This window comes from Bacillus sp. HY001 (assembly GCF_007558965.1).
Lineage (GTDB): Bacteria > Bacillota > Bacilli > Bacillales > Bacillaceae_G > Bacillus_A > Bacillus_A mobilis.
In genome coordinates, this window is sequence record NZ_VLTE01000031.1 from 118,054 (window position 1) to 132,078 (window position 14,025).

A 14,025-nucleotide genomic window follows, 5' to 3' on the forward strand; every position below is an offset into this window, starting at 1 on the left:
ATGGAAAAGTTAAAAAATGTTTTCCAATCGTTAAAGACGTGGCATAAGTTAGTCATTGGTGCTGCGCTTTTAGCAATTGTAACAGGAGCACTTTTATACTTCACCTTGCCAGATAAATATGTTGTTGTATATCAAAATTTAAATGATGCAGACAAGCAAGAGATTACAGCAGAATTATCGAAGCTAGGTGTCGATTACCAATTAGCAGCCGATGGTTCGATTCGTGTGCAAAAGAATGATGCTCCATGGGTTCGAAAAGAAATGAATGGAATGGGCTTACCGTTTAATTCAAAAAGCGGTGAGGAAATTTTATTAGAAAGCTCGCTCGGTTCAAGTGAGCAAGATAAAAAAATGAAGCAAATTGTCGGTACGAAAAAGCAATTAGAGCAAGATATTGTAAGAAACTTTGCGGCGATAGAAACGGCAAATGTTCAAATTACATTACCTGAAAAAGAGACAATTTTTGATGAAGAAAAAGCAAAGGGGACAGCGGCGATTACGGTTGGTGTGAAACGTGGTCAACTATTAACGGCTGATCAAGTTGCGGGTGTACAGCAAATGATTAGTGCGGCAGTTCCTGGTGTAAAAGCCGAAGAAGTGAGTGTTATAGATAGCAAAAAAGGTGTTATCTCAAAAGGGGCAGATGAAGCGCATTCTAGTAGTTCTTCTTCTTATGAGAAAGAAGTAGAGATGCAACACCAAATTGAAGGTAAATTAAAGCAAGATATCGATGCAACGTTAATGACGATGTTTAAGCCGAATGAATATAAAGTGAATACGAAAGTATCTGTGAACTACGACGAAGTTACACGTCAGTCTGAAAAATATGGTGATAAAGGTGTACTTCGTAGTAAACAAGAGCAAGAGGAAAGCTCTACTGCGCAAGAAGGAGCAGATACGAAGCAAGGTGCTGGCATTACGGCAAACGGCGAAGTGCCAAACTACGGTACGAACAATAATCAAAATGGAAAAATCGTCTACGATAATAAAAATGGTAACAAAATCGAAAACTATGAAATAGATAAAACAGTTGAAACGATTAAGAAACATCCAGAATTAACGAAAACAAATGTTGTTGTATGGGTAGATAATGATACGTTAGTAAAACGAAGAATTGATATGACAACTTTCAAAGAAGCAATTGGTACAGCAGCTGGACTTCAAGCTGATCCAAATGGAAACTTTACAAATGGTCAAGTTAATGTGGTAACAGTTCAGTTTGATCAACCGAAAGAAGAGAAGAAGAAAGAGCCAGAAGCAAGTGGTATGAACTGGTGGTTAATCGGTGGAATTATAGGAGGCGTGTTAGCGCTCGTTGGTCTATTATGGTTCTTCTTAGCAAGACGTAAGAGAAAGAAAGAAGAAGAGGAATATGAAGAATACTTAGCAGAAGAGGAAGTTGCTGCAAGTAGTGAAAGTATTATGGAAATTCCTGAAGAGAAAATAGTACCAGAGCCAAAAGCAAGACCTGAACCAGAAGAACCGAAAGAACCGACGTTAGATGAACAAGTACAGGATGCTACGAAGGAACATGTAGAAGGTACTGCAAAAGTAATTAAAAAATGGTTAAACGGACAGTAAGGGAGGAACAACGATGTTAGATGAAATCTCCTCCAAAGAAAAAGCTGCCATCCTCATTCGTACATTAAATGAAGAGGTGGCAGCGAAAGTCATTGAATATATGACGGCCGAGGAAAAAGAAGTGTTACTTCGTGAAATCGCGAAGTTTCGTGTATATAAACCAGAAACGTTAGAGAATGTACTAGGGGAGTTCTTATATGAACTTAATGTAAAAGAATTGAACTTAGTCACTCCGGATAAAGAGTACATTCGTCGCATATTTAAAAATATGCCAGAAGATGAGCTGGAAAAATTATTGGAAGACCTTTGGTATAACAAAGATAATCCATTTGAATTCTTAAACTCACTTACAGATTTAGAGCCACTTCTTACAGTGCTTAATGATGAATCACCACAAACAATTGCCATTATCGCTTCTTATATTAAACCGCAGCTTGCTTCGCAGTTAATTGAGAGATTGCCAGATCATAAGCGAGTAGAAACGGTAATGGGTATTGCGAAACTAGAGCAGGTTGACGGTGAGTTAATTAATCAAATTGGGGAGTTATTAAAAGCGAAATTAAATAATATGGCATTTAGTGCAATCAATAAAACAGATGGTTTAAAAACAATCGTGAACATTTTAAATAACGTTTCACGAGGCGTTGAAAAAACAGTCTTTCAAAAGCTGGATGAAGTTGATTATGAGTTATCTGAGAAAATTAAAGAAAATATGTTTGTCTTTGAAGACTTACTTGGTCTTGAAGATCTTGCGCTTCGCCGTGTATTAGAGGAAATTACAGATAACGGTGTCATTGCGAAAGCACTTAAAATTGCAAAAGAAGAAATTAAAGAGAAACTATTTACATGTATGTCTTCAAACCGTAAAGAGATGATTCTAGAAGAATTAGATGGCTTAGGACCGCTTAAGATGACGGATGCTGAGAAAGCACAGCAAACAATTACAGGTACAGTGAAAAAGCTAGAGAAAGAAGGAAGAATTATCGTTCAAAGAGGTGAAGATGATGTCCTTATTTAAAAACAGAATTCCGAAGAATTCTGTTTCTTTTTCTGAAGAAACGTATGAATTACAATTTCCAAAACCAATACCAGTTCACATAGAAGAAATACAGGTGGATCATGAAGAGCTTCTTGCCCAGCAACAATCATTACATGTTGAACTAAGTCAACTAAGGCAAGAACAGCAAATGTTAGAACGAGAGCGTCAGCAGTTATTGCAGGATCAAGAGCAATTTCAAATGCATGTTCAGCAGCAGATGAAAGAGATAGAATCGGCACATATACAGTTTCAAAAAGATCAACAAGAAACAGCATACGAATGGACGGAATTGTTATGGGATCAATCTTTTCAACTAGCAGAAAAAATTGTGAATCAAGCAGTAGATGCTAGATTACTTGATGTGTTACCTATATTAACGGGCATCGTTCAAACATTGCCTACTTCTTTTGAAAAATTAGTCATTACCGTACATCCAGAAACATTTGAACGTATTCAAGAAGAGAAGGAAAATACGAAAGAGTATTGGTTACTACAATTAGTAGAATGGAAATATGATTTTTCCTTACAGTTCGGTGAATTTGTTCTAGAAGAAGAGAAAGAGTTCTTTGAATTTAAATTTGCACCTATATTTGCGAATCTTCGCCAGAAATGGGAAGAAGAGAAGTTGTTTGAGGAGCAAAATGTATGAATCGACTGTTAATGAATGAAAACCAAAAATGGAATACGTTTATTGAAACGCCGTTTTATACGAAAGTTGGTAAAGTTCATAGTGTGCAAGAACAGTTTTTCGTAGCAAAAGGGCCAAAGGCGAAAATTGGAGATGTTTGTCTCGTTGGAGAACATAGCGTTTTATGTGAAGTAATTGCGATTGAAAAAGAAAACAATATGTTACTCCCATTTGAACAGACAGAGAAAGTATGTTACGGAGATTCCGTTACATTAATTGCTGAAGATGTTGTTATTCCTCGTGGTAATCATTTACTCGGAAAAGTGTTAAGTGCAAATGGCGAAGTGTTAAATGAGAACGTTGAAAATATTCCATTGCAAAAAATAAAGTTAGATGCTCCCCCTATTCATGCATTTGAACGGGAAGAGATTACCGATGTATTTGAAACCGGAATTAAATCCATTGATTCTATGCTAACAATTGGCATCGGTCAAAAGATTGGTATTTTCGCTGGATCAGGTGTTGGTAAATCTACTTTACTCGGAATGATTGCCAAAAATGCAAAAGCTGATATAAACGTTATTAGTTTAGTAGGAGAGCGTGGCCGAGAAGTAAAAGACTTTATTCGAAAAGAATTAGGTGAGGAAGGCATGAAAAAAAGCGTCGTTGTCGTAGCGACTTCAGATGAAAGTCACCTTATGCAACTTCGCGCAGCTAAGCTTGCAACATCCATCGCTGAATACTTCCGAGACCAAGGCAATAACGTATTACTTATGATGGACTCTGTTACTCGTTTTGCTGATGCGCGTAGAAGTGTTGATATTGCCGTTAAAGAGTTACCGATTGGTGGTAAAACACTTTTAATGGAAAGTTATATGAAGAAGCTGTTAGAGCGATCCGGGAAAACGCAAAAGGGGTCTATAACAGGTATTTATACTGTACTCGTTGATGGAGACGATTTAAACGGTCCTGTACCAGATTTAGCACGTGGTATTTTAGATGGACATATTGTATTAAAACGTGAGCTTGCAACACTCAGTCATTATCCTGCTATTTCAGTGCTAGATTCAGTAAGTAGGATTATGGAAGAAATCGTTTCGCCAACCCATTGGCAACTGGCAAATGAAATAAGAAAAATTTTATCTATTTATAAAGAAAATGAATTATATTTTAAATTAGGAACGATTCAAGAAAATGAAGAAAATGCTTATGTTTTTGAATGTAAAAATAAAGTAGAAGGTATAAATTCATTTTTAAAACAAGGTCGATCAGATCGTTTCCAATTTGATGATATTGTTCAAGCAGTGCACCACATTGTATAAGACCTCGCGCCCTGCAGGTCTTATTTTTTTGTTTTTTAATATTTCACAGATTTTTTTGTAAAAAAACTATATAATAGAAAAAGAGAGCGTTATAATAGGAAGGGGCTATGAAAACAGGTGGATAAGCAGCAGTACGACACGATAAAATTGCAAATAAATCAAGAAAAAGAACAGATTTTGAAAGAAGTGTATGAATTAACAGCTGAAAAAAGAAAAATAGAACAAAAAAAAGAATATGATTTATATGTTGTGAAATCGCGTAGTAAAGTCGTACAAACTGGGCAACGTATTATGGCTGGTATGCTATCCTCACATACGTTTTCACCTGAAAGAATAGAAGAATGGAATCGAAAAATTAAAAAAACAGAGGATTTTATTCGAAAAAATGAAAGCCTTTTAGAACAAGTAAAAGAAAAAGAACGTGTCATTGATGAGATGTATCAAGAAGATTGTAGAAAGCTTGCAAAAGTACGAGAAAAGCAGGAAGAAAAAATACTTCTTGATTTGAAAATGTGTATGAATGGATGAGGTGAATGTAGTGATACAGTCTGTATTACCGGTGCAACAAAGTTTACCTCCGCAAAACGAAAAAGGGCTAGAAGTACAATCAAAAAGTGATGATTCTTCATTTGATCGTGCGATGAGAATGGAAAATGAGAACCAGCCGAAAACGGAGAAACCGAAACGAGAAGAAGCACCAGAAATAGAGAAGAAAGAATATATTCTCACAAAAGAAACTGTAACGAAAGAAAAGCCTACTGTAACGAAAGAGGAAAAAGAAGAAACTAAACAGTTATTGTTAGCTGTATCTGAGCAAATGGTTGCAATTGAGCAATTACGTGTGCAGCCAGAATTGTTATATCAATACATACAAAAAATACAAGAGCTATATAAAGAATATGGAAATATAAAACTTAACGAATTACCCGCAGGTGAATTACAACAATTACAAGAACTCCTTTCCAATATGAATATCAAAAATGCTATATGTTTAGAAGATACAATGCAAATGGTGTTAGATAAAGTGACGATGCCGGAGCAAACGATGCAAGTATTGAAAGTTGTAGAAACAGAGACTTGTAATATTGCAAAGAAACAAGAAGAACCGAAAAACGTGGAAATTCTAAAAAATGAAAATGATGAAGAGATAGTAAAGAGAGCTCTAGATTTAGAAAAAATTTCAGCAAAGGATTCGGCTAAAGGCTCTGTAAAAGTTCAAGAAAAAGAATTAGTTCAAAACGAAGAAACAGTTATAGTGAATGACTCAGAGATGCATGGAGCTGAATTATTTCAAAAAACAGTGGGCAGTGACCCAATAGTAAAACAAAACGGAACGACTGAGAAAGTGACATTGCCTGACTTAGGGAAGAAAATGGAAGCGCAAGTAGAAGCACTGCAAAAATTTGTAGTGAAACAAGAGCGTGTTTTATTCCAGCTCAATCCAGAAAAACTTGGTACATTAACTGTGTTTATGAAAAAACATGGAGATCAAATTGATGTTCATGTAGAAATGGAAAAACACGATGCGAAAAAACGTGTGGAAATCATTTTTGATGAATTGAGACTGAAGTTAAAGGAAAAAGAAATCAATATTCAAATTAGCTATTCAGATAAAGATGAAAATCGTAAAGAACAGCGAGAACAAGAGCAAAGGCAAAAACAGCAATTAGCAAGTACGAAACATGAGAAACAAGAATCAAAAGAATTTGCGGGATTATTGGAGGAATAAAGCGTGCCAACAGTTGGATTAAATACAACGAGTACAAATCATATTCCGTTGCAAGCAGGAGCACAGAATAATAATACGTCTAGTAACGGTGTACAATCGCCAGTTCAAAAAGCGAATGGGGTATCAACGGGTACTCAAAACACACCTGGTATTATGAATAAAGATGATTTTTTAAAGCTTTTTTTAGCTAGTTTTCAACAGCAGGATCCGTTTAATGCCATGGATACGAATCAAATGATGAATCAAACAGCTCAACTGTCCCTTATGGAACAAGTACAGAATATGACGAAAGCCGTTGATAAGCTTCAAGCAACGATGTATTCGACAGCTCTTGATGGAGGGATGAAGTTTTTAGGAAAGTACGTTAAAGGTGTTAATGACAAGGGAGAAAAAGTAATTGGTCAAGTGGAAACAGTGCGACTTGCTGAAAATAATGATGTCCAACTTATTATTGGTAACCAAGTTGTCTCAACCCGCTTTGTAGAAAGAGTTTCAGATAAACCGATAACAGAAACAAATCCAGAAGATGAGAAAAAAGAAAATACAGAAACGGTTGGAGAAACTGAAGAAGTTAAAGAAAATAAATAAGGAGTGTACATAAGTTATGATTAAAGCGTTATATACAAGTATTACAGGAATGAATGCAACACAAAATGCATTAAGTGTTACTTCAAACAATATTGCGAATGCGCAAACAGCAGGATATAAGAAGCAAAAAGCCATTTTTGATGATTTACTATATAATAATACGGTTGGTTCACGTGGTGATGCTTCTTATGCCGGTACGAATCCAAAGAGTGTTGGTAATGGTTTGAAATTTAGCGGTACATCTACAGACTTTAGTGATGGTTCTATTACTTTAACTGGCGAGAAGATGGAAACAGCAATAGAGGGAAATGGTTTATTTATAGTTGGGGACCGTAACGGAGGAAACGTAGAGTATACAAGAAAAGGTTCTTTCGGTGCATCTGCTGACAATTTTATAACGGCTACAGGTGGAAAATACGTATTAGGATATGGTGTCAAACCAGGTACACAAGAAATAGATTTTTCATCGCAACCGAGTGCAATAAAACTTCCTGTTGGTTCGGCAGTAGGAGGAAGTGTAACTGATAAGGCAACACTAGCTGGGAACTTATCTAGAAATCAAACAAATCTATCTACAGATTTTACAATTTATGATGATGAAGGAAATTCAATCACATTACGTTTAGATATTAAACAGGTTACAAGAAAAGAGCCTGTTGGAGATGGTAATGGCGATGGAGATGGCGAAAAGACTGTTGATGTACCTGTTCCAGGAGAATATACATATACATTTTCTATGAGAAATGATTCTCAAAATGAAAAAGAATTTAAGCCTGTTAATGGGGAAGACGGTACACCTTTAACGAAAAATATTAAATTTGATAAAACTGGTAAATTAGAAAAACTGGACGAAGATGTGCAACGTCATCCTAATACAGGAGAGGTTACACAAGGTGGGACTATAAAGATTCCATTTGCTAGTAAAGAACTAGAGTTGAATTTAGGTGGTTTAACAAATTATCCAACTGGAAAAACACTTACAGCAACAAGTGTAGCAGGACGTCCGGCAGCAATTGCAAATGATTATTCTATTTCTGATGGTGGTTTCGTTATGATGAGGTATTCAGATGGTAGTATGAAAGTTGTAGGACAAGTAGCAATGGCTACATTCCCAAACACAGGTGGATTAATGAAATCAGGAAATGGTAATTACATTGCAACGCCATCGTCAGGTATTCCAGCAATTGGAGTTGCAGGTGAGAATGGTGCTGGTAACATACGTGGTGGAGCGAAGGAAAGTTCAAACGTAGATTTATCTGTAGAATTCGTTGACTTAATGTTATATCAACGCGGATTCCAAGGAAATGCGAAAGTAATTAAAGTGTCAGATGAAGTATTAAATGAAGTTGTAAACTTAATTCGATAATATATAATATAGAAAAATTGTAATGTAGTAGAAAGGGTTTTTTATTCGTATGACAAGACAAGAACGAATTTTACAATTGCCTTTTTTCGAAAATAAACGTGAACTTGCCGAGCAATTGTTAAAAATGGAACGAGAAGAGCATGTATATTTACCAGATCAATTTGAAATTAAGCAAGTGCCTCCCTATTCATTTGGTGAAAAACAAGCAATCATTGGCCGTATTCACGAATTTTATTTCGTAAGTGTTGGTAGCAGTAGCGTTTGGAAGTACCAACTGTTTAAAGATGAGATGAAGTGTCGTGAGTTTTTTGTTACGTTGCCGGATATTGCGGATCAGCAGATAGCGTTTTGGTTCAATAACATCGAGTTATTGAAAGGATCTTAAAAAGATTTTAAAAGATCTTAAAGCCTTTTTTTAGGTTTTGAGAGTGGACCTGGCGGTGTTTGGTAGCGGTCAGAGCCTAATAGAGTCTCGACCGGTGTGTAAGACCAGAGATATGGAGAGTTGCTAGGTTAGTTGAAAAAGAGGTAAGGTAAGCGAAGTGTAGTGTAGTGGCGCTTAGTACTTAATAGATTCTTGACTGGTATGGAAGGCCGGAGATGTCGAGTGATTCTAAAGCGGTTGACGATAGGATTTATCCTAGTCTAGCAGCAGTGGTATAAAATACGTTTAAGTTATATACAATTAGACTGAATTTCTATAAAAGGAGAGGTGAGGAGGATGGCGCAGAATAAGTATCGCGTTACATTCATTTCGCCGAGTGAGGTTGAGCAGCGGACTGTAATGGCGGCGAGTAGTTTGCCGGATTTAATTCGTAAAGTAGAGAGTATTATTGCAGATTCGAACGGTTATTTTGTAAATGATAAAAAAAATAATTGCTATTTTAAAGTGATTAAAGAAAATGTTACTTTTATTCAATATGAGTTACTATTTTCGGATAAAGAAATTCATATTGAAAAATTAAAACATATAGCACCGGCAGTATTAAAACGATTATTTGAAAAAATAAATGATCCGGAACTGTATGCACTTGCGCTACTTGATGTTGATATAGCAACAAAAGAATATGTGCTAGAACAAATGAACACAGAGTTAAGAATAAGAGTAGAAACGGAGCTTTCGAAAAAATGGGAAGCTATGCCGACAGAAATTGTAGGAGCCCAAGAAGTGTTATTAGAGGCACTCGCTTCGTTTATACAAGAATAATTACTTTTTTAAATAAAGAAATGAATCGATCGACTATCTATATTTTTCATATAGATAGTTGACTTTTTCGTTTTAATAAAGCTTAATAATTAGATATACGGAAATAATGAAAGGGGAGCGACACCTTTATGTCACAAGCACAAAGTATTTTATTAGAAAGCGGAACAAATGAATTAGAGATTGTTACATATACTGTTGGTGAAAACCTATTTAGTATTAACGTAATGAAAGTACGCGAAATCATTAATCCATTCCCTGTTACAACTGTGCCAGAATCTCATCATGCAGTTGAAGGTGTTGTTCAAGTACGCGGTGAAATTTTACCTGTTATTAACTTAGCGACAGCTCTTAATTTAAAATCGACAAAGCCACTTGATCAAACGAAATTTATCATTTCGGAATTAAACCAAATGAAAGTTATTTTCCGTGTGGATGAAGTGCATCGTATTCAACGAATTTCATGGGAACAAATTGATGAACCAGCTTCATTGTCTATGGGACTAGAAGAAACGACATCTGGTATTGTAAAACTAGATGGAAAAATCATCTTACTATTAGATTATGAAAAGATTGTTTGCGAAATTAGCAATACTGGTTATGACAATAAATCACTTGCAGGATTAGAGCAAAAAACAGATCGTGCTGAAAAAGTTATTTATATTGCGGAAGATTCAGCGATGCTTCGTCAAATATTAGAAGAAACATTATCATCAGCTGGATATACGAAAATGAATTTCTTTAGCAATGGTGCAGAAGCGTTAGCGCAAATTGAAAAGCTAGCGAAAGAGCAAGGGGAAAAAATGTTTGAACATATTCACTTGCTCATTACGGATATTGAAATGCCGAAAATGGATGGACACCATTTAACGAAAGTAATTAAAGATGGTGAAGTAACGAATCGTTTACCAATTGTTATTTTCTCTTCATTAATTACAAATGAATTATTCCATAAAGGCGAAGCTGTGGGGGCGAATGCTCAAGTAAGTAAGCCAGATATTCAAGAGTTAATCGGCTTAGTAGATAAGTTAGTGTTGTAAAAGAGTGTTAAAAGCACTTTTTTTGCTTGAATAGAAGCTCTAGCTATGTGTGGTGGCGGTTAGTGCCTAATAGAGGCCTATGCCATGTTAAGACCAGAGATATGGAATGGTTTTAGGTACAGAGGAAAAGTGAGCGACCAAGAGGGTTTTTTAAAAGCTGATATATCATGTTTTTCTATTTATTAGGAATAGAGAAACTAGCATGTGTGGAGCGGTCAGTGCCTAATGGAGCGCCGTACCATGTGAGACCAGAGATATGGAGTGGTTTTAGGTAAATAGAAGAAGTAAGGATTTGCAGATTCTATTTACAACTCTATTCTTTTAGTGGAGAGAAGGGAACTAGCCATGTGTAGTATTGGTTAGTTCCTTTTTAATATTTTATACTCTGTATAGGTGGAAAGATGGAACGTTTTTGGAGTGTTTGAGGTTGTATGTATGAAAAATCTTTATTTGAAGATTTTTGATTTAAAAATATAAAAACGTATCTTTGGATTATTTTAGTAATATTTCGTGGTAAGATAAACTTTTTCGGTGAAAATATATTCAAAATACCATATAATATAATTAAATGTGATTAATATGCAATTATACATATTAATTGAAAAATCCTTTTTTCTATTTCTATACTTTCTATACATTTTTGTATGTTTATTATTTGACAGACAATTTCGAAATGTTATAATATGGATATGTAAAATTTGCTATTTTCTGAAAAGGCATGGGAGTCAGATGAGAATTGCGAAAGGATGAGGGGGAGTGGCACAGATTATGTATCACCACACAGCAATTAATGTATTAAGTCTCTTACAAAACATGTCAAATAATAAAATGAACGATATGCAACTAGAAGCGGAATTAAAAAAAATAGAAAAACAATTCCAAGTAAAGTATGAAGAACTAGTTGATTTACATAATAGAATGGTATTATTTCAAATAGATGTAGAAAAAAATGGCGGGATGCGAGCGTATGAAAAATCAGCGATTACATGGCTGAAGTCTGAACTAGAGTTACTGTATGAAGTGTATCAATTTTGCCAACGTCACGGTTTAAACATTATTAATATTTCAAAATACGTTAGTAAAAATGAACTAAATCTTTTCCCAAAAACAGAAAGTCAATTACAAAATACGTATTACAAATTAAAAAAATGTGAAATACCATTTGAAAATGTTGAAAAACAAAAACCAGGACGAAAGCGAAAATATACGCCTGTAAAAGAACCAATTGTTGAGATGAAAACAGAAAACAAGAATGAATTAAGAAAAGAAGTTGAAAATACAGAGAATGAAAAAAGCCTCGTAACAGTTATATCTGGTATCGTTGATAACTTTGAAACAATTAGTCAATGTAGTGAAAGAAAAGAAGATGAACTACATCAGTTTATGGAAGGTATTTATAAGCTTTCTAGCATGGCCGCAGGGCATTTCAAAGAAGAGTCGAATAGAAGTAGTCTAGAAAGTGAATTACGAACGCTACAATTGGAAAATGAAAGGTTAAAACGAGAAAAAGAAGAACTTGTGCAAGATGTGAAAGACATGACGCAACATTTAACTAATTTTATTAAAAGTTCGGATGTCAATCAAATTCGTAAATTACCAACCTTCGTACAAGAATGCAAACTAGAATTACATAAACTAGGAGTATATAACGCACAAGATGGAAAAATGAAAATAAGGATCGACCGTAGAGGACAAGTTATGACGATAGCACCATAGAAGTATTGGGTACAAAATAAAAGGGAAGTACATAGTTTATATGTATTTCCCTTTTGTTTTGTGTGGGAATGTTTGAAGGAGAAAATAGTAATTAGAATTGTGATAAGTTGGGGGGATTTGATTAGCTCTCGTATAGAACCGAGTTATAATAGCCACATTTGCCGGATTATTTGCAGTATCATTTGATTTCTTACTTTATTCAAAATAATCCATAGTATTGATCATGCTCAATACTATACAACGACTGCCTAGCCTTCATACTTTAAACATTCGTACCAATATGCATAATAGCCACCCTTATAGGTTAATAGATTGATATTTTAAAGCTAATAAAAGGCTATGGAAGGATAGAAAGTCTTATGCTTATTGTATCTTTTTGTTTTAAAACAAGGGAATAGAACTAAAATAAGCCCTGACCGCTTTAAAATATGGCTAGAGCTTCTATTCAAGCAAAAAAGAAAGCGTTTAATCTATCTATATAGAAAAAATAAACCTCTCCGCTTGCGGAGAGGTTTATTAATCTCAAATGGCTTATTGTAATAATTTAGAAACCATTTGTGGAGTTTGGTTGGCTTGAGAAAGCATGCTGATTCCAGCTTCGTTCAAGATTTTGAACTTAGTCATTTCAGACATTTCTTTCGCCATGTCAGCGTCTTCGATTTGAGAAGCAGCTGAAGCCATGCTAGCAGATTGACTCTTAAGGTTGTTTACGTTAAAGTCAAGACGGTTTAATGTAGCACCTAGAGTTGCACGGTTAGAAGCAATTGTTTCTAAAGCAGCATCAATTGATTTAATTGCAGTATTTGCAGTTACATTAGCTGTGACACCTGCTGTAGGAACATTAGGTGTGAATGCAGCCTCAATTGCATTTGCGTTTGCAAAGCTTTTGTCTTTTGAGTAGGCGATAATTGCATCATTAACGGCTTTTACATTAGCATCACTCATAAAGTCTTTAACTTTATCAAAAGCTGTTGTGAAACTATCAACAGCTGATTGGATCTCTTCTGCTGTACTATCTGTATCTAATGCTTGTAAAGTAGCTGCGTGTGTTGTTGCTGGCGTTAAATCACCAGCAGATAAAGTTTTTGTTTTCGTACCGTCGATTTTTAATTCAGAAATATTTAATGAAGTTGTAGACACACTTCCAAGTTCGATTTCAATTTGTTTACTTGCTTTATCTGAATCAAGAGTTTGAATAGAGATAGTTGGATTAGAACCATCTAATAAATTTTTGTCATTAAATTGTGTGTTCTCAGCGATATAATTAATTTGTTCCTTTAATGCGTCAAATTCTTTGTTTAGAGCCTTTTGGTTGTCTAAAGTATTTGTACCATTGGCAGATTGGTTTGCAAGGTCACGCATACGAAGTAAAATGTTAGATACTGAGTTCATTGCTGAATCAGCTGTACGGATTAATGACATACCATCTTGTGTATTGTTAGCTGCAACACCTAATCCGCTTTCACGTGCACGCATACGAGTTGCGATTGCAAGACCTGCTGCATCGTCAGAAGCGTTGTTGATACGTTTACCGCTTGATAAACGGTCCATAGCGTTACTCATTTTAGCTTGGTTTTGACGCATGTATTCTTGCGTACGCATGCTATTAATGTTTGTATTAATTCTCATGTAAAGAACCCCCATTTTTTTATATTGACTTTTCTGCAAATTGAAAAACGGTAATATGCGAAAAAATCGATTTCGAATTTATTTTAAGCCTTGCTATATCAAGTGTCAACTGAAAATTTGAATTAATAAATATAAAAAAATAACAGTTTAACAATTTAGTCGTTTTTTTATTACAATATAATT

At 35.0% G+C, this 14,025-nt stretch carries 13 protein-coding genes; 12 read left to right on the forward strand and 1 reads right to left on the reverse strand.

What is annotated here, in order from left to right:
* The 12 genes from FOT98_RS16100 (at position 1) to FOT98_RS16155 (ending at position 12,213) form a co-directional block, all read left to right on the forward strand.
* Positions 1-1,581 (forward strand): flagellar M-ring protein FliF C-terminal domain-containing protein, encoded by a 1,581-nt coding sequence (locus tag FOT98_RS16100; RefSeq protein WP_063263685.1) that lies wholly within the window; start codon positions 1-3, stop codon positions 1,579-1,581.
* Between the two features lie 13 nt (positions 1,582-1,594).
* Positions 1,595-2,599 carry a flagellar motor switch protein FliG gene (fliG, locus tag FOT98_RS16105; protein ID WP_063263684.1) on the forward strand — a complete coding sequence of 335 codons (1,005 nt, stop codon included), beginning with the start codon at positions 1,595-1,597 and terminating at the stop codon, positions 2,597-2,599.
* On the forward strand, positions 2,586-3,269 hold the full coding sequence (locus FOT98_RS16110; protein WP_063263683.1) for a FliH/SctL family protein: 684 nt from the start codon (positions 2,586-2,588) through the stop codon (positions 3,267-3,269). Before fliG ends, FOT98_RS16110 begins: the two co-directional genes overlap by 14 nt.
* Positions 3,266-4,570, forward strand: coding sequence for a flagellar protein export ATPase FliI (locus tag FOT98_RS16115; RefSeq protein WP_063263682.1), 1,305 nt, complete (start codon positions 3,266-3,268; stop codon positions 4,568-4,570). Before FOT98_RS16110 ends, FOT98_RS16115 begins: the two co-directional genes overlap by 4 nt.
* A gap of 117 nt (positions 4,571-4,687) precedes the next feature.
* On the forward strand, positions 4,688-5,098 hold the full coding sequence (locus FOT98_RS16120) for a hypothetical protein (RefSeq protein WP_063263681.1): 411 nt from the start codon (positions 4,688-4,690) through the stop codon (positions 5,096-5,098).
* On the forward strand, positions 5,091-6,299 hold the full coding sequence (locus FOT98_RS16125; RefSeq protein WP_080467883.1) for a flagellar hook-length control protein FliK: 1,209 nt from the start codon (positions 5,091-5,093) through the stop codon (positions 6,297-6,299). The genes FOT98_RS16120 and FOT98_RS16125 overlap by 8 nt, the downstream gene beginning before the upstream one ends.
* A gap of 3 nt (positions 6,300-6,302) precedes the next feature.
* On the forward strand, positions 6,303-6,887 hold the full coding sequence (locus FOT98_RS16130; RefSeq protein WP_063263680.1) for a flagellar hook assembly protein FlgD: 585 nt from the start codon (positions 6,303-6,305) through the stop codon (positions 6,885-6,887).
* A gap of 16 nt (positions 6,888-6,903) precedes the next feature.
* The gene (gene flgE / locus FOT98_RS16135; RefSeq protein WP_063263679.1) at positions 6,904-8,253 is read left to right on the forward strand and encodes a flagellar hook protein FlgE; all 1,350 of its coding nucleotides are present in this window, start codon (positions 6,904-6,906) and stop codon (positions 8,251-8,253) included.
* 49 nt (positions 8,254-8,302) lie between these two features.
* A complete protein-coding gene (locus tag FOT98_RS16140; protein ID WP_063263678.1) occupies positions 8,303-8,638 on the forward strand; it encodes a DUF3964 family protein in 336 nt (111 codons plus the stop codon).
* A 336-nt stretch (positions 8,639-8,974) separates the two neighbouring features.
* On the forward strand, positions 8,975-9,460 hold the full coding sequence (locus FOT98_RS16145) for a hypothetical protein (protein ID WP_063263677.1): 486 nt from the start codon (positions 8,975-8,977) through the stop codon (positions 9,458-9,460).
* A 128-nt stretch (positions 9,461-9,588) separates the two neighbouring features.
* Positions 9,589-10,497, forward strand: a complete 909-nt coding sequence (locus FOT98_RS16150) for a chemotaxis protein (RefSeq protein WP_000075956.1) — start codon at positions 9,589-9,591, stop codon at positions 10,495-10,497.
* Positions 10,498-11,265: 768 nt separating this feature from the next.
* Positions 11,266-12,213, forward strand: a complete 948-nt coding sequence (locus FOT98_RS16155) for a DNA-binding domain-containing protein (RefSeq protein ID WP_063263676.1) — start codon at positions 11,266-11,268, stop codon at positions 12,211-12,213.
* 531 nt (positions 12,214-12,744) lie between these two features.
* On the opposite strand, the gene FOT98_RS16160 is transcribed toward FOT98_RS16155, so the two are convergent.
* A complete protein-coding gene (locus FOT98_RS16160) occupies positions 12,745-13,842 on the reverse strand; it encodes a flagellin N-terminal helical domain-containing protein (RefSeq protein WP_063263675.1) in 1,098 nt (365 codons plus the stop codon).
* Between the last annotated feature and the right edge of the window lie 183 nt (positions 13,843-14,025).